This window comes from Sphingobacterium sp. UBA2480 (assembly GCF_002341965.1).
Classification (GTDB): Bacteria; Bacteroidota; Bacteroidia; order Sphingobacteriales; family Sphingobacteriaceae; genus Sphingobacterium; species Sphingobacterium multivorum.
Genome location: NZ_DDPA01000007.1, coordinates 338,399 through 357,756 on the forward strand (window position 1 = coordinate 338,399; position 19,358 = coordinate 357,756).

17 protein-coding genes are annotated in these 19,358 nt (G+C 37.9%); 9 read left to right on the forward strand and 8 right to left on the reverse strand.

Going from position 1 to position 19,358, the window contains the following annotated elements; all coding sequences use genetic code 11:
• Nucleotides 1-43: 43 nt before the first annotated feature.
• Nucleotides 44-625 carry an NAD(P)H-dependent oxidoreductase gene (locus tag B3600_RS14695; protein ID WP_286753438.1) on the forward strand — a complete coding sequence of 194 codons (582 nt, stop codon included), beginning with the start codon at nt 44-46 and terminating at the stop codon, nt 623-625.
• 94 nt (nt 626-719) lie between these two features.
• On the opposite strand, the gene B3600_RS14700 is transcribed toward B3600_RS14695, so the two are convergent.
• On the reverse strand, nt 720-2,918 hold the full coding sequence (locus tag B3600_RS14700; RefSeq protein ID WP_286753439.1) for a hypothetical protein: 2,199 nt from the start codon (nt 2,916-2,918) through the stop codon (nt 720-722).
• 263 nt (nt 2,919-3,181) lie between these two features.
• Nucleotides 3,182-3,700 carry a ferritin-like domain-containing protein gene (locus B3600_RS14705; RefSeq protein ID WP_112375903.1) on the reverse strand — a complete coding sequence of 173 codons (519 nt, stop codon included), beginning with the start codon at nt 3,698-3,700 and terminating at the stop codon, nt 3,182-3,184.
• Nucleotides 3,701-4,065: 365 nt separating this feature from the next.
• On the opposite strand from B3600_RS14705, the gene B3600_RS14710 reads away from it, so the two are divergent.
• The 4 genes from B3600_RS14710 (at nt 4,066) to B3600_RS14725 (ending at nt 7,138) form a co-directional block, all read left to right on the forward strand.
• Complete coding sequence (locus tag B3600_RS14710; RefSeq protein WP_286753440.1) at nt 4,066-5,190, forward strand: aldo/keto reductase; 1,125 nt, start codon at nt 4,066-4,068, stop codon at nt 5,188-5,190.
• 64 nt (nt 5,191-5,254) lie between these two features.
• Nucleotides 5,255-5,926 carry an Imm19 family immunity protein gene (locus B3600_RS14715; RefSeq protein WP_286753441.1) on the forward strand — a complete coding sequence of 224 codons (672 nt, stop codon included), beginning with the start codon at nt 5,255-5,257 and terminating at the stop codon, nt 5,924-5,926.
• 179 nt (nt 5,927-6,105) lie between these two features.
• Entirely contained in the window at nt 6,106-6,657 is a 552-nt protein-coding gene (locus B3600_RS14720; protein ID WP_286753442.1) for a putative glycolipid-binding domain-containing protein, read from the forward strand.
• A 154-nt stretch (nt 6,658-6,811) separates the two neighbouring features.
• Nucleotides 6,812-7,138 carry a hypothetical protein gene (locus tag B3600_RS14725; protein WP_286753443.1) on the forward strand — a complete coding sequence of 109 codons (327 nt, stop codon included), beginning with the start codon at nt 6,812-6,814 and terminating at the stop codon, nt 7,136-7,138.
• A 133-nt stretch (nt 7,139-7,271) separates the two neighbouring features.
• Here the strand turns inward: B3600_RS14725 and B3600_RS14730 are convergent, their stop codons facing one another.
• Together B3600_RS14730 and B3600_RS14735 are read right to left on the reverse strand one after the other, a co-directional pair.
• Complete coding sequence (locus B3600_RS14730; RefSeq protein ID WP_286753444.1) at nt 7,272-8,093, reverse strand: DUF6896 domain-containing protein; 822 nt, start codon at nt 8,091-8,093, stop codon at nt 7,272-7,274.
• A 133-nt stretch (nt 8,094-8,226) separates the two neighbouring features.
• Nucleotides 8,227-9,276 (reverse strand): hypothetical protein, encoded by a 1,050-nt coding sequence (locus tag B3600_RS14735; protein WP_286753445.1) that lies wholly within the window; start codon nt 9,274-9,276, stop codon nt 8,227-8,229.
• 348 nt (nt 9,277-9,624) lie between these two features.
• Here B3600_RS14735 and B3600_RS14740 point away from each other — a divergent pair, with 348 nt between their 5' ends.
• Nucleotides 9,625-10,140, forward strand: a complete 516-nt coding sequence (locus B3600_RS14740) for a YegJ family protein (protein ID WP_286753446.1) — start codon at nt 9,625-9,627, stop codon at nt 10,138-10,140.
• A 215-nt stretch (nt 10,141-10,355) separates the two neighbouring features.
• Here the strand turns inward: B3600_RS14740 and B3600_RS14745 are convergent, their stop codons facing one another.
• On the reverse strand, nt 10,356-11,075 hold the full coding sequence (locus B3600_RS14745) for a hypothetical protein (protein ID WP_286753447.1): 720 nt from the start codon (nt 11,073-11,075) through the stop codon (nt 10,356-10,358).
• A 156-nt stretch (nt 11,076-11,231) separates the two neighbouring features.
• Here B3600_RS14745 and B3600_RS14750 point away from each other — a divergent pair, with 156 nt between their 5' ends.
• Nucleotides 11,232-11,633 carry a hypothetical protein gene (locus B3600_RS14750; protein WP_286753448.1) on the forward strand — a complete coding sequence of 134 codons (402 nt, stop codon included), beginning with the start codon at nt 11,232-11,234 and terminating at the stop codon, nt 11,631-11,633.
• Between the two features lie 849 nt (nt 11,634-12,482).
• Entirely contained in the window at nt 12,483-13,895 is a 1,413-nt protein-coding gene (locus tag B3600_RS14755; protein WP_286753449.1) for a DUF4932 domain-containing protein, read from the forward strand.
• 173 nt (nt 13,896-14,068) lie between these two features.
• Here the strand turns inward: B3600_RS14755 and B3600_RS14760 are convergent, their stop codons facing one another.
• Nucleotides 14,069-14,530 (reverse strand): VOC family protein, encoded by a 462-nt coding sequence (locus B3600_RS14760; protein WP_286753450.1) that lies wholly within the window; start codon nt 14,528-14,530, stop codon nt 14,069-14,071.
• Between the two features lie 253 nt (nt 14,531-14,783).
• On the opposite strand from B3600_RS14760, the gene B3600_RS14765 reads away from it, so the two are divergent.
• Nucleotides 14,784-17,228, forward strand: a complete 2,445-nt coding sequence (locus B3600_RS14765; protein WP_286753451.1) for a TonB-dependent receptor — start codon at nt 14,784-14,786, stop codon at nt 17,226-17,228.
• On the opposite strand, the gene B3600_RS14770 is transcribed toward B3600_RS14765, so the two are convergent.
• Complete coding sequence (locus B3600_RS14770; RefSeq protein ID WP_286753452.1) at nt 17,225-18,034, reverse strand: helix-turn-helix domain-containing protein; 810 nt, start codon at nt 18,032-18,034, stop codon at nt 17,225-17,227. The genes B3600_RS14765 and B3600_RS14770 overlap by 4 nt on opposite strands.
• A gap of 139 nt (nt 18,035-18,173) precedes the next feature.
• Nucleotides 18,174-18,869 carry a hypothetical protein gene (locus B3600_RS14775; RefSeq protein WP_286753453.1) on the reverse strand — a complete coding sequence of 232 codons (696 nt, stop codon included), beginning with the start codon at nt 18,867-18,869 and terminating at the stop codon, nt 18,174-18,176.
• Nucleotides 18,870-19,358: the final 489 nt, after the last annotated feature.

Consider the following 19,358-nt stretch of genomic DNA (forward strand, 5'->3'; position numbering starts at 1 on the left):
TTCAGGCTACTTTTGTTTTATTCAATTACTTAAAACAAAAAAAATGAAACATCTTATTATTTATGCCCATCCAAATACAGCAAGTTTAAATCACTTATTCAAGCAAACCATTGAAGAAACACTCCTGCAACAAAAGAACGAAGTTGTAGTCAGGGATCTGTATCAGCTTAATTTCGAACCTGTGCTGTCCCTTGAAGATATTGACGGACAACACAGGGGCATCGTAAGCGAAGCAATTAGAGAGGAACAGCAACATATTGCATGGGCTGAAGCTGTTACCTTTATTTATCCGATATGGTGGACAGGTATGCCGGCTATGATGAAAGGGTATATCGATAGGGTATTCAGCTACGGATTTGCCTATAGGTACGATAATGGAGTACAAAAAGGACTGTTGGCCGGTAAGACTGCCTACATTATCAATTCACATGGAAAATCCAAGGCTGAATATCAGGAAATAGGAATGGATAAGGCGCTAATACTGACCTCCGATAGAGGTATCTATACCTATTGTGGCTTCGATGTGAAGTGCCATTTATTCTTTGACTGTGCCGACCGTGCAGCGGCAGAAACGATAGATGAATGGAAAATGGAAATCGTTGATGCTTATTCCTTGGTTCGATAAAGTCCTTTTTCCAAGAAGTTAATTTCAGCTATATTAACATCTTGGGAGGGCGGAAGTGATCTTGGTCGGATATGCTATCAACTTTTTTGTTCATCTATTTTCTTGTTATTCTAACCATCCCAGCTCCGGTTAATTCGTAAAAACCAGTACGACTTGAATGCACAGGTTTATATGATGATTTAACTTTTTGTTCTACACTTATTTTGGTTAATACTTCCCTGGAAAAGCCTAAAAGCCTCATTTGTGCCAAGAGCAGATCACTGCCCTCCAATCGGAAAGTAATTGAATCTTTGCCGGCTCGAAAGTTTGAAATTGGGTAATTTATAAAAACGGTTCCACCCCAATTGCCCACTTTAAAATACTGTCGTGGTATGATACCAAAGGCCAGTCCGGCGCCATATACTTCCTGGCCGACTTCACCGCTTTTCTCCCAGCCATCATGTATGTCTTCAAGTGGAATCCATAGGTCTTTTTGTATCTCACCCGTTTTGGTTTTTTCGGCAATCATTTCTGTTGGGAGTAGCGGAGGGTAATAGTAGGCGAGTCGGCCCGCAGCATACTTGATAAATTCAGGGATCAATATTTTTAGCGATGGAAGAATAGCCATTCCTGCTGCCACCTCAAGATAATGATGCAGGGCGGCAAATACCTCCAGCTCTTCGTATGCCGCGGTATAGGGGGCATCTTTCAAGGGAAAAACAGAAAAGAAATAAGGGAAATTTTTTCCGTAACCGTAATTGCAGTCCCACAATTGACAGTTTTTAAATATGCCGGCAAGGCAGCAATAGCTGAGTTTTAGGTAATGCTCATCGTCGGTCACCTTATACATCTCCAAAAAGGCCCCTGCAGCAAATGCCGTATTGTTGGCCTGATAAAATATATCAAAGGCCAGACCGTCTAAACTTTTAAGTGCCCTGCTTGCTTCCAGAAAAAATCGTTTTTCTTTTGTCAGCTGCCAGGCCAGGAGCATAACGTGTGCATATGATCCTGGGACATCTTTTTCACCGCCTTTACCCGGAGCCGTTTCGGCTTTTAATACCTCCAAGGTGGTCATCTTATAGAAGACAGGCCATTGATAGTTAAAATGCTTGGCAACCTTTATCGCATAATCTATCGAATCCAAAAATAGTTTTTCAGCCATCTTGTCGCCCCGCAATGCAAGCCTGGCGAGGTTTAATAAGGGGTGATGTAGATACCAGGAGTCCATTACCATCTCACTCTTTTGCTCTTCGGAATGATCCAAGTCATCTTTTAACGAAGGGTGCCACCTGACTAAACTCTTTATAGACTTATCATAAAATGAGGTGAGTCCATCAGAGAGTTCCTGCAACAAAGGGTGCTGTTCTCCGGTCCAGGTAAGATACTCATGCAATGGGAGTATGACGGCAAGCTGTACCATGATTTCTGCAGGCGTTTTGTAGTCGCCCACATAAGCATTCAGATAAGGATTGCCGTCTGTTTGTGTCCAGCAACCTTTGTTGTTCGAAATATTATCCAGGATCTTTTCAGCCGACTGCAGCCAATTATGTTGGCTGGCTTCAGGCTTAGGAAGGAGGAGGTATATTGATGCCAGTGAATCGAGGTAACTTTCAACGACCTCGACGTCACTTTCGGGAATCTTTTCATCGAGCTGTACAAAAGCATCCGAAATAATATATTCTTTATTGGCCGGCAATGGTTTTTCAGCGTTTACAGGAAACTGGAACCCCAGTTCTGGCCATTCACCGCCGACTGTTTCCCGGAGTGATACTTCTGTTTCCTGGCAATAGGGAGACATGGCTGTGAGATTCTGAAAATAAAAAACAGAACCGGCTTTTGGCTTTGTCATACTAAAATAGAGCTGACCTGACCGGGATCCTACCTGTTTGGCATGTATTTTTCCTGCTGTGTTTTCAGTACTACCATCTTTAGTCAGGGAAACAATATCGCGGGGCCAAAACGGGATAAGAAGCGGTAATTTCGTTCGCAAGGTCGTGGTATAACGAAAGGTGGCGCGCAGACTTTCGGGAAAGAAGACAATGATTCGATAATAGGCTAACCTAGTAGAAGCAGTGATAAGGATCTCATCGGGAGCTTCGGAGATCGTCACCTTTTCAAAGCTGCTATTCATCCCAAAGGCCAGTCTAAAGGCTATGCTAGCGCCCGTTGGCCAAATAACCACGAGCCAAATCGAATCGCTTGCATTATGAATTTTGAGTCTGTATGTTTTTAGGTCTATTTCAAAAATAGACGTAGAATCTGCTATATCAGCCTGGACCGTTGCTGTCCAAGGAGTGACGGGATTTATCATCATGCTAATTTCTTAACTGTATAATGTGCTTGTCTCCTTATAAGAAGAGGAGCAAGGTAACAATCGTTTTAACAATTGATGTTTATGGTACAACTACGGTGAAAACGTGTTTGTTCTGTTTTTCAATTAGGCTGATGAAAGGAATAACTAAGGTTTGAAGAAAATAAAGTGATTGTGGCTAGGGATAGGATGTGTTTTGCCAAAGATAACTCAATGGACGATTACACAGGTATAATAAATGCCCGGATTGCCGGGCATTTATTAACTTATGACGCTGACTCGTTTACTGACGAGACGGCTATTTCTGTGAGTAATGTATCGGTTTGCTTTTCCTCATCAAGTGTTTGTTGAAGCAATTGCTCGGCTTCAGTATGGTTCATTAATTTTGCAAATGTGACAAGGCAACCATAGCTGGCGATTTCATAATGTTCAACTTTTTGGGCTGCAGAAATGAGTGCCGCATCTAGTGCTGGATCGCCTTCAAAGTTTTCGATGATTTCATCAGCTTCCTCCAGCAGGCCTTCCATAGCTTTACATTTTTTCCCGCGGGCAGCAATGCCCAACGCTCCAAATACTTCTTTAAGCCGCTCGATCTGTCCTTCAGTTTGGCTGTGGTGCTCCTCAAATGCTTGTTTTAATTGTTCGTCTTCTGCGGCTTTGCTCATTTTCTTTAAACCTTTTAAGAGCTGTTTCTCCGCGCCTAAAATATCTTTTAATTCGTCTACAAATAACTCATGTAAATGCTCGTTTGGCATTTGTTGCTGATTTTGATTCGATTTTGCCATAATTCTTTTTAGAGATGGACATGAGTCAGAAGAAGATCGTTTTTAAAAATTCTTAATTTTGATTTCCGTTTTGTCAATTCGGGAGTACAATTATTGGAAAAGGTCTAAAACGTATTGCCGGGGATCAACTATTTCTAATTTTTTTAATTGTGCTGGATCATACCAATCTATTTCTTGGTGTGGTCACTAATAGTATGCCATCGTCCTTCATGCGATAGCGATGGTCTGCTATAGTGATGATCTTCTAAAACAAAGCAGGCCTGAGAATGGTTTTTTTAGGAAGAATCCTGATTGCTATATGCATATTGAATTTGGCCATTGCAAATAAATAGAATAGTCAGGGGAATTTAGATAAGGTGTCGCGTATGAAAAGAAGAAAATTTATAGTGCAAACAGGCCTTGCAGGATCGGGCTTAATCTTTAGCGCAGCGGCACCTAATATTTTGGTAAGAACAATTAAAGAACATAATATGGTAAAACCTGATAATTTAAGCAAACACAGACGTTTTCGCTCCAATAATAAAGCAGGATTTGGTGGCGTGGCATTAGGGAATGGCTTTCAGCAAAACGCAGATCTAGAATGTCTCCAAGCAGTAGAAGCAGCTTGGAATGCTGGGATACGATTATTTGATACTTCCCCTTGGTACGGATTGGGCATCAGCGAACGCAGAATGGGCCTGTTTTTAAAAGATCAGCCACGCGACAGCTTTACCCTTTCCACTAAAGTAGGACGAGTCTTGGAACCTAAAGAGGACTTTACCATGGAACAGTTGTTATGGAAGGGTAAAATGAATTTTCGTTATCAATATGATTACAGTGCTGCCGGTGTGAGAAAAAGCGTAGAGGATAGCTTACAGCGCATGGGCTTATCATCTATAGATATCGTATATATTCATGATCTTTCACCCGACAATGGTGATATGAAAGACAGCTATGGAAGTTACTTTGAGCAAGCGGCGAAAGGAGCGATGCCCGAGCTGACTAAAATGAGAGAAGAAGGCATAATAAAAGGATGGGGGCTAGGTGTCAATACCATCGAACCAATTTTGCAAACATTAGACGTGGCAGATCCCGATATTTTTCTTTCAGCCTGCCAATATTCATTGATTAAACATGATGACGATTTGAATAAGGTTTTCCCAAAGATCGCTGAGAGAGGGTTGTCGATTGTTGTAGGCGCACCCCTGTGTGCTGGATTTCTGTCAGGCAGGGACCGCTATCTGTATGATGGAACGTTTCCTGCTGGGGTTAAAGAAAAGTTGAATGCTTTACAAAGGGTGGCGAACGATCATGCTGTAGACCTGCGGACAGCTGCATTGCAATTCGCTGCAGCACCAGACGAGGTTTCAGGGGTGATTCCCGGAGCACATACCGTAAAGCAGGCCATTCAAAATGCGGAATCTTTCAAGACTAAAATTTCCGCCGATTTTTGGGAAGAATTAAAACATGAAAAATTAATTGCGGCAAATGCTCCCGTACCAAAAGCATAGCATTTAAAATCGTACCTTAAATAAATTGGCTTGCCGTATCGAATTTGAATAACAGTATCTAAATATGAATAGACAAATTACACAAAACAACATAAAAGACAATACATTCTTTTGGTATAGCTATATTAAATGGTTCAATGGATACGACGACATAAACGAGATCAACATTGACGAAGCATTAGAAGTTATCGGCATTGACAAAGAAAAATTAGCGGAATGGGAAGAACAATTTTTTTCGCTAGATGACTTTGGAGAAGTTTCAAAATTTATCGAAGGAAAATTAGATGGAGATACGACCTTCTTAATTGAATTTCAAGATCATGAAATTAGATTTTTTCTTAACGACATTTACTTTGGGAACTTGGGTGGGCATTTTGAAGCTTGGTTTCTAACTTGGGATGAACTGTTATCATTTCAACAGTTTGAACAATTATTTCTGCTTATGTTACCAATGACAGCAATTGAAAGAGAGCAAAGAGACCATGCGAAGCAGATTATTTATAGCCATTTAAAGACAGTACCACAGTTTGAACAAAGTGCGGAATATATTTCTAAATGTATTTTAAACGGACTTTTAATTGACGAGGTCTTTTTTGAGCTTGATGAAGTGGGTACAGTAAACAATCAAAATCATAGTGTTCGAAATATTCGAAAATATCCAAGATATAAAGAAAACGTAATTGAATTGAATAAAATTTTAAAAAAAATTTGCAATAAAAAACTCGGCTCATTATAGTTACGCTAGATCCGCGGCGCATGAAATTCTGATGCGATCTTTCAAAGAAAGTGGCTATGTTGTTATTGCTGAAAAGCTCTTTGATACTTTGCCCAATAAAAAGTGCTTTGAAAAATTCCTTAATGCATCCCAATTTTGATAAAGTCTCTGCAAAAATGAGCGATAAATAAATTTTAAAGATGAAAACATTAATTTGGAAGGGCATTGTCTACAATTCCCTCGAATATTTTAAACTGACACAACAGGGAGGCTTTTTTTTAGTCGATTCCAACATTATTGGGTATTATGAAGATAAAATCTATACCCTCGAATATCATTTGAAGATTGACGAGCATTGGAATGTTCAACGTCTTGATTTGGAATATGAAGTGAATGGCGTTAATAAAAGAATAAAAGGAAATAAAGTTAAAAATGACTGGGAAATAAATGGATCGATTAAAGACGATTTTCAGGGTATTGATTATATTGATATCTCCCTCACACCATTTACCAATACACTTCCGATCAATAGTTTGAATCTCGAAGTCGGTGAGAGTATGGATATCAAAGTGCTCTATTTTGATATTCTAAACGACGGCATAAAACCAGTTCATCAGAACTATTCGAAAACGAACATGTTAACCTTTCAATACAAGAATGTTCCGAAAGATTTTGAGGCCGACCTTGAAGTAGATCATTTGGGTTTAGTGGTCGATTATCCAGGATTATTTACCAAGACAGCCGAAATTTAGCAAGCATCTTCCGGAGCTCCGAAGAACTTCCATTTATGATCCCGGCGTTTGCACTCAAAGGAAAAGGTGAAATCGTGATGAAGTTTCTAAAAACAATATTCCTTTTAGTGCTGTCTTAGTTATGTAAGATAAACAGGGCACAATGAATTTTGATATGATTAAGTGCGAAGACCTCGGCCAGGCCATACATATACCAAACACGACGGACGATCATCACGAAGAAACCTGGTTTGTGAAATTTGGCGAGGAAATAATAGGTGTTGGACTTTTTCCAAAGCAAAGCACGAACTGCGTTTTGGCAATCGTTGGCGATAGCTATGACGATACGAAAATATTGGGCGATATTGATGCATATGATAACGTGATTATTGAGGGATTGAATATCGCTTTTGAAGGCTACTTAAGATCCATTCGTGGTGACGTCGTCATCGGCGAAAAGCAAGTAGATGATTTCTCGCACAATAATCAAAAGTTGGATTAATACTCTATAAAAAAACTGCTCATCTGTTGAAGTAGTATTTTTTAGCTTAAACTCGATTGAAATTCAGAAAGCAAATTCTAGCGCTACGTCCTTTTGAGCACAAGTTTCACCATATATCCCAGCTTTAGCAACTTTATCGATTGCGTTGGTTTATTCTATCACCAAGAAACTTCCAAAGGTTGAATTTGGATTTCTTCTTAATTGCCTCAATATTCTTTCCGAATATTTTTTCTAAATCCAAGTCGTATTTAATCTCAACTTTCTCTCTATCTGCGACAACAATGCCAGTGTGGCCAGGAACAGTAGAAGGGATCTCTTCAAATTTTCCTAGTTCGGTCATTTTATTTATTATTCTTAAACCGTCGGCGTATTCTACAAATAGGGGAATTGGAAGAGGCCTATAGTCTGGAGACGACAGGATAAATTTCATGAAAAAATATGGATCTAAATCGCCAAACTCGAGTCCGAAGGCAAGAGGAACCTCAATACATTGTCCCGTTGTCAAATGTTGAAAACCGCAGTGAAAACCATGGATGAAATATCTCCATTTAGCAACTGTTCCTATCTGTCGATCGTCTCGTTTTAACTCGTTAAATGAATCAAGTGGAAAATCCTTGTTTAAGTTTAATTCAAGTTTGTCGACCAATGTAAATACTAATTGCTCACCTATTTTCCTGTAATCTTTCGCACATTGTTCGAAAAAGTCCTGTTGGTCTTCAATCTCTTGATCTGTAATAAGCTTTACAATGTTTAGTTCAGGTTCGACCGTATGGGTCAAAACTTGGAAACCTGAAAGTGCATGTTCGAGGTATTGTCCGACTTGTTCCCGTTGTTTATTCGTCTTTCCTTCAAAAATAATCTTTATAGCTATTTCCCTTGAAATGGATTTAATTTCATCTACTGTCGGAATTTGGTCAATTGACTTAATCGTGATTATATCTGTTGTTCTGTCCAATGCAATTCGTTTTAAATCGATCAGTTATGGCTATTTTTTATTCGTTTTTCCATGATTGTTGCTATTCACCTTGTTGAGAAAATACGGTCATTCATCTCGAATGCCAAGCGTTTTGAGCAGATTTTTTTTGAGGTTATTCGTAAACAAAATCATCATACTTAAAAGTCTCTTTATGATACTGCCGAGCTAGTTCGGCAAAGCGGTTATTTCTTTTATCACTGCCCAAAAAGCCGCCGACACTTTTTATATTAGTATTTTCAAATACAGGTATGAAATTTTCGGCATTTTGATTTCCGTTCCAAATAATGAATTCTTGTAGATTTGGAGCATTTTTTAAGGAAGATAGGTCAGATAATCCTTTCATATCTTCGAGTGAAATCCGTCTCAGTGATTTATTGCTAGATAGATCTGGGAAGATAGTTACCTGTTTCAGCGATTGGATAAACAGATTTTGGAGTGTGGGTAACGCTGAAATGAATGATAGATCCGAAAGTCCACGTACTTGCCAAAGTTCCAGGTATTTAATCGATGATAAGGTTTTTAGTGCCTCAAAGCTTTTTATTCCCCCCAACTTAATATCGACGGACCACAGGTATTTTAAGCCATTAAGATAATCAATGTTGGGAGTCGAGATCGAGCGGAGAACAATTTTTTTGAGGTCCTTTAGTTTGTTGATTGCATTGATTCCCTTTTGGTGTCCTTCAAGATAGAGGTATTCTAGGTTTTTGAATCTTTCAATACAGTCAATTTGCGGTTTCTTTGATCTGGTGCGATATAAGGATAATTCTTTTAGATGGGGATTGATCTTTTCTAAAAAATCAAAATTATCCAAATTTAAAATACCCACAGCTAGCATTTCTAAGTTTTTGAGCTGGGCGATAGTATTAATTCCTGTAGCGTCGATCAGACAATCTATTGAAACCCTTCTTAGAGAAGGGATACGCTTCAGAAAAGTTAAGTCACAAGCTGTAGCATAATGTCCAAAAATCCGTAATGCAATATCTGGCCTTTGGGAGAAGAAGATCCTTTCCAATAAATCTATTTCCTTATTCGATAAAGGATCGGAAAATTGGATGGATTTTGTATTGATATCCTTTGCAAGAGCCTTTAAATCTGCCTCTTCAAAACCTGTTGAAATACTGTAATGTCCTGAATCTCTATTTATACTGTGTATGCTCATCATAAAAGGTTTGACAACTAAACATAGCAAAAAATTGTTGAATATAAACTGTTTTCGCGCACATAGTACCGTGAAAATTGATATAGATTGGGAAGGATCTTTGAATGAGGGACAATTCGGTATTTCTTCAGATTATCGCGAAACACAAAACTGCTCTGGGGATGATGTTGTGCCGAAAAAAGTGCGCCATCTCCGAATACCACAATTTTTCCTATTTTTAGGATATGCTGTTTAAAAAAATGCCCTTTAAAAGAAGGTAAACGTTGTCGACGAAATTCGAAATGCTAAAGCCGAATTCTTTTGCGCTATTTAAATCGCTCGGTAAAGATTGTATATGCAAAATATTAAAAGATGAGATCAAAGATTTTTAGGCCTATTTTATTTGGTGTCGTCAGTAGTGCGCTGCTGCTGGCATGCCAGTCTCCGTCCATAAAAGATAAAATTGAAAATGATGAGGTTATCGGTTTCCGTTCTGATGATGAGGCAATGAATGCAGCTATAGTAAAGGCAAAAAACTCACTCAACCAGTTTGTACAGGCTGTTGAAAAACCGCAAGAAGGGTATGAAGCATTTGCACTTAAAATAGCATATAATACTCCTGATAAAAGTTTAGAGCATATTTGGGTCGGCAATATCAGCTATCAAAATGGTCAATTTACCGGCGTTGTCTCTAACAGTCCGGTCTCTACAAAAGAGGTCGCTCTTGGCGATACCGTGGTGATTGATAAACAGAATATATCAGATTGGATGTATTTAGATAAGGGAATATTACGTGGAGGTTATACGATCCGAGCCATGCGTGATCAACTGTCAGGATCGGAAAAGGAAGAATTTAATAAATCGATCGATTTTGTTATAGAAGACTAGGTAAGAATAACTTTTCCTAAATACCCCCCCAATTTCAGAAGCAGTAAATGTGCAGTAAATTTTCTCAAATTCGATAGTCTTGTTTTCCGACGGCTATTTAAAACCAATTGGAAAATCATTTGACAAAAAGAAATTTCCACACCTTTTCACATTCCACGTAGTAACTGAATTCATCTGCAAGTTTTTTGATAGTTTATACGACACTTGCCTGCTGTTTAGTAATATTCGTAATAATTGCTTTGAAAATATTGCGCCCTCCTTAGAGCGGAATTATCCGTAATGAGTTGATTTATGTTTTCTATTATTGCGTTAAGCCGTTTGATTTGATTTAATTTCCGCTTAGGTTCAGTTCCCCCATTATTCGCTGTTTCATCAGCTACAAGCTGCCGTAGGCCCTGAATATACAGCTGTTTTTGTTTGTTGATAGCATATGTTTTCCGAAGCCCGCTCTTATCTTTTGGCATTAGGTAAATTGAATATTCTACTTCCGCGAGTAGTCTTTTATGCTGATGGCCAAAGTACGTACCTCCTTGTTCAATTAATGCAAATAATTCATTTATTTTTGAAAATAGCTGAAATAATCTTTTGCGCTGTGTAGTATATTTCTGCTCACCATTTACCTGCATTAAGAAGTAGGAATAGAGCATACAATAATTATCGTGTCCAGCCTCGCTGGTGAACTCCACATCGTGTTGGAGGTGATAGCTCAATGTAGGATCAAATGCCTCTTCAAATAGAAATTCAGGATGATTACTTAAAATATTGTCAAAATCCTCCCGACTGTAAACCAGCGAGTCATTCGTTTGAAAATGCAGTACGATTAATGAATCTGTTGACCGTGATATTGCAGCAGCTTGTGCCAAGGTTCCGTTTTTATATCCCAATAGTAGTAATATAATAATACAGATCTGAGATATTTTTACAACTAGCTTCATAATATGGCTTTAATGGTTTTTGAATTTACAAAACAGGAGGTAAAAAGGCAAAATATATAACTCATTAACGATGGGATTAAGATTATAAGCACACTGTAGCAGATTCTCATATTCACTCGTATTGTAAATATATCAATAATAAATAATCAAGAAGTTATGAAAAGAAATTACAAAATCCTACTTCCAGCCATCATCATTGTCATTCTTAGCTCTTGTAAAAAAGATGAAAAGATAGCCATTGATAACCTGATCGGTAAATGGACCGTGGCAAATGATGATCCTAGAATGGCGGTCGATGGTTCCGTTACGTACAAATTCAATTCAGATATGACCTGTGTTAAGAATATCTACGACGCGCTTTCAAATCGAGACACGACTATTTCCCGGACCTATGTATTGAGCAATGATAAGACTTTGGTGACGCTCTACGATGAACGTAAAATATATACAGAACAGTATCTTATAAAAAAATTGAATACGAAGGAAATGAAGTGGGAAAATGCTTCTCCAAATGACGGTAACGAAAATAAGAGGTTAGTTCGATCTAGCGATCAATAGGTTTCATTAACTTTTAACTTACTTACTTACTTACTTACTTACTAGATGTTGATCAATAATTCCGATGATATAAATGTCTTCCAATATGAACTGACCCTGATATAATTTGACGGACCTATTTTAACGCTGATAGCAAATGGGAAAGAATTGCTTTTTGGTGACCAAGTGCAATATCCAGTAGACCAGATAAAGATTTATAAGATAATCATGAATGACCTGGGTGTGCCTCTGACATATAGCATCAATAAGGAAGGGAAATTTATTACGATTATTTTGGATAAAGTTGAATCCGGGGAATTCTACATCCAACTTAATTCCAAAGATTTTAGATAAAATTAGCTATTCTTCAAAAGTTGATGAAAAGTCGCCCTGTAAGAATTATAAACTAATAGATATAAAACAAAATAACCTTTCTGGAAGCTATGATGGAAAAAATCAAGTTTGGGTATTAAAAAAATAACAACATACCTGTCGAAAACAAATTTGATCTAACGGAAAGCATCTGCCAATTATATAACGCTGTACATTCATTACTTTTAAGAGATAAAGATGTTTTATCAACTCGTCGAAATTTATGGGGTTCAATATTTTTTAATATTCTAGCTGAGATTTAACATCGGGATCTTTCCTTTTTAATTTCCTGTAATATGTATTAGTGAATAGAAAGACTACAGAAGACGGCTGACAGCCTGTTCAATACTGAACGGCTAGTGTTCAATAACGGTCAGTATTAAAAAAGGAATTCAGTCATAGTGTGTTGGCAAATAGCGTATTATATTTATTGGCAAACTATTTGGAATCCCCATACAAGTACAAAATAAATAAAAGATAGTAAAACCTATTTCCAATATGTTCGAAAAAACTTCTAAATATGTATTGATTATCCTATTCAGTTTATCATTTATGCTTACCTATGGGCAGCGTAATCAAATTATGGATAAGCCAAAAGTTGATGAGCGTATCGAGATTCTAAGTATTGTATTTAGACTTGCCGGCAATCAAGAGTATAGCTCAACTATTTTTAAGCGCTATGTTGATCGGATCAATCAACACTACGGTCCTTTTAAAGAACACGAATTGATCACCTTTGTCAATAAGATTAAAAATGAAAATGGCATAGGTTACGATGCCGTGATGAGTATGGCTATACATCTAGATGATAAATTCAATATTAAGCAAAAAAATATCGACGAAACCCTAGACAAAAGGTGGAGTAGAGCTAACGCTCTTCAATTCGCAACACTGTTAAAGAAGTTTTACAAAGACAGTAATAGTAAAGGATTTTTTCAGGATAACCAGGCATTGTACAATGAGGTACAAAAGCGTTTTCTTCCAATTTATGAACATATTGAATTGGACTGGTATCCTAAATTCTATGGTAAGAAACCATCCGAAAAGTTTTTGATTGTGAATGGTTTGGGGAATGGTGGCGGTAACTATGGGGTAGCTATTAAAAATCCACAGGGTCATAAGGAAGTCTATGCTATTATGGGCACATGGAATATGGATAGTCTTGGCATGGCGCAATTTCCGTTACAGAGCTATTTCCCTACATTACTTCACGAGTTTAACCACTCCTTTGTTAATTATTTACTAGAAAAAGACACGACAATTTTTAGAGACAGCGGTGTAAAATTATATAGCATCGTGAAGGAAAAAATGAACGGGCAGGCCTATGGTAGCTGGCAAACGATGTTGAACGAGGCATTGGTTCGAGCTGCGGTTATCAAATATCAAAAAGATCATAATTTCAGCTCCGAAGAAATCTCAAAAGAAACCAATGAACAGCTAGATAGGGGATTTCTTTGGATTGAAAAACTTGTTGATGAACTTGAAAACTTTGACCATCAACGAAACAGATATCCTAGTTTAGAGAGCTATATGCCTGTACTTGCCAAGGCTTATCAATCATATGCTACAGATATTTCTTCTTTAGATAAGACCTTTGAAGAAAAAAGACCAAAAATCATATCTTTTGAGGGAATTCAGGATGGACAAATGAATGTCAGCAGTACGTTAGGGGAGCTGAAGATAAATTTTGACAAGCCGCTATTAGGACAGGGACGGTCATTTAGGGGAATCTCCAAAGAAAGTTTTCCGGTGATAAAAGGACAACGCTATTCCCCAGATAAGAAGTCTGTTATCATTGATTGGGAATTGGAACCGAACAAGACCTATGAAATTATCATGACAGGAAAAGCATTCCGGACCGCAGATGGGATACCGATGAAAGACCATTATCTAAAATTTAGCACAAAGTAATTGATTTTGAATATGTTATAAATATATTGTATATTTAATTTGTTTAACCTGCCCGAAATACAAAAAAATGAAAATCCCATTCCTCGTTTAGCATGGCGTGGTCATCCGATCACCCTTTGCGTTATGCAGTATGGCTAGGACGTGCTGGAACATGGCTTTGTCGTTAATTAGTTTTAAAAATCAGCAATAATGATTTTTTTCATTCCCATCATTTTTTTGAATGCGCCGGGTCTTTTGTTGAGTTCCTCCCAATTTTCAGGACAAACCTGCCAACTCAATCCATATTTGTCTTTCAGCCACCCACAAACGCTCTCCTGTCCTCCATCCGATGTAAGTGCTTCCCAATAGTAGTCTATTTCACCCTGATCTTTGCAGGGGATCATCAGCGAGATAGCCTCGTTAAATTTGAATATCGGTCCGGCATTGATTCCGATAAGACGCATTCCCAGAATCTCAAACTCAACGGTAAGCACTTTTCCAGCAAAGTCTTTCTGGAAATCAGCCAGTCCTTCGGCTTCTGAATTCGGGTAATACGTAATATTGATTATTTTTCCATCTTTGAAAACCGATAGGTAATATTCTGCGGCTTCCTTCGCGTTGCTGTCAAACCAAAGGTTTGGAATAATCTTTTGCATAGCTTTATATTTTTGGGTTATTTTTTCTTTTTCAGTATAGCCTACAATTGATACGCCGCTATTTCATTCAATTTGGATTTTGATCATTTGCAGTCTAACAAATTTATGAGATTTGTTATTTGATCGACTTGGCATAGGATAAGAAATAGAACTGCATCATTATTGGGGTCGATTTGAAAATACTGTGGTATAATTTTCAAGTAATTGTTGCATGGTTATTAACTTTTCTATTTTTGGGGAAACTTAAACATCAGTGAAAAGACTCATTACCCTACTTTGCCTTTTATTGACGATAACAACAGCGCTTGCACAAAAAGCCGTACTTTTTGGAAGTGTCAAGGATTCTATTACAAATTCGCCAATCGCTTTTGCCAGTATAGCTGTCCTCGATATGCGCGGTCATGTTGTCGATGGGACGGTAGCAGACTCAGTAGGTGGTTTCCGTTTCTTCAAACTGAAAAAAGGACAATACACTATTGTTTTTAAATTTATCGGTTATCGTCAGAAAAAACACGTTGTGGATTTTGATGGAAAAAGTCCGGTCGCTCTTGCAGAAGTACCACTGGTGGGTACAGAACAGCGCTTGACCGAAGTCAAGATTAATGGAGAGCTTGCTGCGCAGAAGCATTCAGCTGATAGACAACTTTATCAAACTAGCCAGTATAAAAATGCCGTCGGTGGTACAGCTTTGGATATTGTAAAAAATCTACCATCCGCTGCTGTGGATGGAAACGGTAATATAAGTATGCGGGGGAATACAGGTATTATTGTTCTTGTCAATGGTAAGCCTTCGTTTTTAGATCCAGCAACAATTTTAAGCCAGATTGCAGCGAACGATGTGACCGATGTCGAATATATTACAAGCCCATCGGCACAATTTGACCCTGACGGCAAAGAAGGGATAATCAATCTAAAGACAAAAAAAGCTGTATCGGATGGATTTAGCTGGATAATCAATCTTCAAGGGGGATTCCCCAGTATAGACAATTATGGGAATCACAAAAGCCAAAAGCGATTTGGCGGAGATATTTCTTTCCAGCTCAAAAAAAATAAACTTGAACTGAATGGTTCGGCCAATTATCTGCGCAATGACAACGCCGGTTTTCGAGAAGGCGACGTATATACCATCATTGGGGATAGGCAGACTTTCTTCCCGTCTAAAGGCGAACGTAGTTTTGACAAATACAATTTTGGGGTCAGACTGAACGGTGCATATGAGCTGTCCAAGAAACAGCAATTTAATCTTGGTTTGCTGGCATCAAGGAAATTCCAGGACCGATTAGCAGATATCTATTATACAAATCGAACGATCCAACCTTCAACAGGAGCTGAACTCTCAACAACAAATTATTTTAACTCTAATCTCCAGAATAAACAGGGGGAGTTCTATCTTATTGATTTCAATTATCAGTATAAATTCAGTGAAGCACATGCCTTGCAAGCAGCTGCAATTTATGAATATGCCAATATCTATGGATCGACCAAGAATGCGAATATCGAACGCGGGATTGATACTGTCCAATGGACAAATAACAATTACACCAATCCTTTACGCGGATTAAGGATATCTGTCCAACATCAATGGAAATTACCACATGGTGAGCTTTTAAGTGGTTACCAATTTAGAAACGATAGGCAGAGCGGTAATTTTGAATATTTCGCCACTGAAAAGCCTGGTGAGGCCATGAAAATTATTCCTGAATTTACAGGGAAATTAAATGCAACGAATAGGGTACATGCTATTTTTAGCCAATATGATCATAAACGTGAAAGGACACAGTTTTCACTTGGACTTCGTTATGAATATTATCAACGTGATGTACTTTTAGTTCATACTGGGGTAGAATATCCATACGCTGTCCACCAATTGTATCCTTCTTTCAGTTTGATCCACAGCCTAAGCGACGATTGGTCCTGGAAGTTTGCTGCTGCGCGGCGGGTTCAACGCAATAACAATTTTGAGCTTAATCCTATACCCGAACGTGAACACTCAGAGACCTTAGAACAAGGGGATCCCACCTTGTTGCCAGAGTTTACAACGAATATTGAGACAGGTGTCGTAAAGAAGTTAAAAAAGGGAAGTATATTCTTAAATACATACTACCAACACACGCAAAATCCAGTCCAACGCGTTAATTCTGTCTATGCAGATACCATACTCAATCGGGTATTTACCAATGCAGATTATGCTACCCGATGGGGAGCAGAAATAGGAGGGGAGGGGAAGATCCTTCCTTGGTTAAGAGTGAATGGTGGAGTGAACCTATATCGTTATAAAATTTCAGGACAGGTATTGACTTATAAAATGATAAATAGCAATAGTGATTGGGTCTATTCCATGAATGCTGGGGTTCAAGCAGATTTCGCTAAGGATTGGAGTACGGGTCTACAGGTTAATTACCTCTCTGCAAGGCCTACGGTACAAGGAAGAGATTCTAGATTTTTTACCCCTCACTTTAATCTGAGTAAGGCTTTTTTGCAAGGGGCGATCAAAGCACAGCTCCAATGGCAGTTCATTGAACTTGGCAATTGGGGAGTCAATGAACAACGTATTACGACATCCTCCAATGATTTTTTTACAACTACCAACTATATTTATGAAAAAAATATAGTGATGCTCAACCTTAATTTTAATATTCACAAGTTAAGTCAATCCTCAAAGCTACCTAAGAGTGAGTTTGGTGAGAAGGAGTTTTAGTCATATTGTTTCTTGAATTCTGAAGGTGTAAAGCCAGTAAATCTTTTGAAATATTTTGAGAAGTTTGATTTATCGGTGAAACCCAATGAAAAAGCAATTTCGGCGGTTGACTTGTTGGTATAGAAAACAAGTCTCTTTGCCTCTTTGATAATATAGGTTGCCAGTATCTGGGAAGCCGTGTTATTTGTGTCTTTTTTGCAGGCAGCAGTCAGATTTTGAGGACTTGTATGGAGCAGATTCGCATAGTAGGCAACATTATTGATTATTTTTGAATCCGTATTTAATAGTTCAATAAATCTGACATATAGGTCGTTGGATAGCGATGTGGGGTGCTCGGTTTTGTCTGTATTTTCGAGTACCTTAGCCAATAATGATCTAAACAGGCCCTCTTGGCATATTTTGTTTTCTTCTTGTGCTAATAGCCTGAGGAGTGTGGGTATGATCCCGTTTTCTTTAAGATATATGGTGTCTAATTTACTGATCTCATCGATCATTCTAGCGATTTGAAGATCTAAGCTCAGGTCTATAAACGATTTTTTTACCAAGAGCACAAAACCTTCGATTGGGGTAGTCAGCTCCCAATGGTGTACAGATTCCTTCCGAATGATCAGTACGCAGGGCGTTTTGATAGGGCTTTCATGGCCATCAATTACATGGCGCCCTGATGTAGACGATAAAAATACAAGTTCCAGGTATCCATTGTGCCTATGCGGTTTGGTTACAGCTTTTGAATTGTCAAATGCTGCAATCTTTAACAATTTCTTGGGCTCGAGCTTATCTTTTACTAAGATTGTTTTGCTGATCATGTACGTTCATTAGAAAGGTAAAAATAAAATAAATCCTTGTATTGAAGGCACAATTTATTATCTGTGAACTCAGCATATGCCGACGGATCTGACGATGTAGATCCATTCCGGCCAATGTATGTAATGTCGATATCCACTCCTAATTATCTCTTTTTGATTGTTCTATTATTCTCCACTTAACATCATGGTTACTGTTGTGTTTGAGTTTATCGGAACCACATATACCACAAGCTAAAACTGTATATTTAAATGGTTTTTTAAGCTGAAATTTATTTTTCGTTATCGGGTCATTAAGGTTTTTACAAGTCTCACAATAGCATTTTTCACGTTGTTCGCGGGGAATATTTAAGTTTTCCATTTCGACGAATATTTTCATTTCCTCCAAGATGAATTCTTTTGAATTTTCTAACGTAAGTCCTTTATTATAAAGGGTTGAATTGTCATACTTCAAATAGTCCAGATCCTCGTCAATTTCATAAAAGGCGATATACCTGTAGTTGTATCCACTTGCAGACACAATTTTCCGCATTTGACTGAAAGCATAGTCTATACCGACCTCTTTTCTGATCGCTTTTTTTGCGATTGTTAAGGCATAGTTTTCCATTAAATCCTCTTCGCTTTTCTCTATATCTAGTTTTAGGTCAGCAATTGATTTCCAAAAATAGCTTTCGCGTTCTTCCGTAAAAGCGTTATCCAAACCAGCCAAAATATACAGGTTGTCACTCTCATAGCCTAATGCTAAAACATTGACGGCCCAGACAACCAGGTGTTTACTGTCAAAATACGTCAATGCCCTTTCTCCATAAATTTCAAGTGTTAATTCTTCGAGTGTCATATGTTATGATTGTTAATTATCAATTACTGTTGTTTAATTTTTTCGCTATAGAATATAACACAGAAAAAACTAAACAAATATATTCTAAAGGTACGCAGGGTACTTGCGCAGTATATTTATCACAATATTTATTTCAAAACTTAGGGGAAATTCGTTGTGCTAGCCATTTGGGTAATTTTACCAAAGGTTCACCGGTATCTGCCGAGTTGATCAATCAGGTACAGAAGGATCTCGGCTTCAATTTTCCTATTGATTATATTTCGATTTTGAAGGAATTAAATGTAGAAAATCTATATTATTCCAGATCAAGATAAGATCGATTGATATTTCTGCGGATCATATGACTGCAATGAAAATGCCTAACTTGTTCTATTACACCTTTCTTCAAACAAGTGGTTTCAACTGCTTCATTATTACAAAAACGGCAGGAAAGCCTTTTGTTTTTTTTTTGCCATAAAAACCCTTCATTTGTACTGAAGAGCTGATCAG

What these genes read in the sequence shown, in the direction of transcription:
- B3600_RS14695 (WP_286753438.1), top strand. Translation starts at nt 44, where the DNA reads ATGAAACATCTTATTATTTATGCCCATCCAAATACAGCAAGTTTAAAT.
- B3600_RS14700 (WP_286753439.1), bottom strand. Translation starts at nt 2,918, where the DNA reads ATGATGATAAATCCCGTCACTCCTTGGACAGCAACGGTCCAGGCTGAT.
- B3600_RS14705 (WP_112375903.1), bottom strand. Translation starts at nt 3,700, where the DNA reads ATGGCAAAATCGAATCAAAATCAGCAACAAATGCCAAACGAGCATTTA.
- B3600_RS14710 (WP_286753440.1), top strand. Translation starts at nt 4,066, where the DNA reads ATGAAAAGAAGAAAATTTATAGTGCAAACAGGCCTTGCAGGATCGGGC.
- B3600_RS14715 (WP_286753441.1), top strand. Translation starts at nt 5,255, where the DNA reads ATGAATAGACAAATTACACAAAACAACATAAAAGACAATACATTCTTT.
- B3600_RS14720 (WP_286753442.1), top strand. Translation starts at nt 6,106, where the DNA reads ATGAAAACATTAATTTGGAAGGGCATTGTCTACAATTCCCTCGAATAT.
- B3600_RS14725 (WP_286753443.1), top strand. Translation starts at nt 6,812, where the DNA reads ATGATTAAGTGCGAAGACCTCGGCCAGGCCATACATATACCAAACACG.
- B3600_RS14735 (WP_286753445.1), bottom strand. Translation starts at nt 9,276, where the DNA reads ATGATGAGCATACACAGTATAAATAGAGATTCAGGACATTACAGTATT.
- B3600_RS14740 (WP_286753446.1), top strand. Translation starts at nt 9,625, where the DNA reads ATGAGATCAAAGATTTTTAGGCCTATTTTATTTGGTGTCGTCAGTAGT.
- B3600_RS14745 (WP_286753447.1), bottom strand. Translation starts at nt 11,075, where the DNA reads ATGAAGCTAGTTGTAAAAATATCTCAGATCTGTATTATTATATTACTA.
- B3600_RS14750 (WP_286753448.1), top strand. Translation starts at nt 11,232, where the DNA reads ATGAAAAGAAATTACAAAATCCTACTTCCAGCCATCATCATTGTCATT.
- B3600_RS14755 (WP_286753449.1), top strand. Translation starts at nt 12,483, where the DNA reads ATGTTCGAAAAAACTTCTAAATATGTATTGATTATCCTATTCAGTTTA.
- B3600_RS14760 (WP_286753450.1), bottom strand. Translation starts at nt 14,530, where the DNA reads ATGCAAAAGATTATTCCAAACCTTTGGTTTGACAGCAACGCGAAGGAA.
- B3600_RS14770 (WP_286753452.1), bottom strand. Translation starts at nt 18,034, where the DNA reads ATGATCAGCAAAACAATCTTAGTAAAAGATAAGCTCGAGCCCAAGAAA.
- B3600_RS14775 (WP_286753453.1), bottom strand. Translation starts at nt 18,869, where the DNA reads ATGACACTCGAAGAATTAACACTTGAAATTTATGGAGAAAGGGCATTG.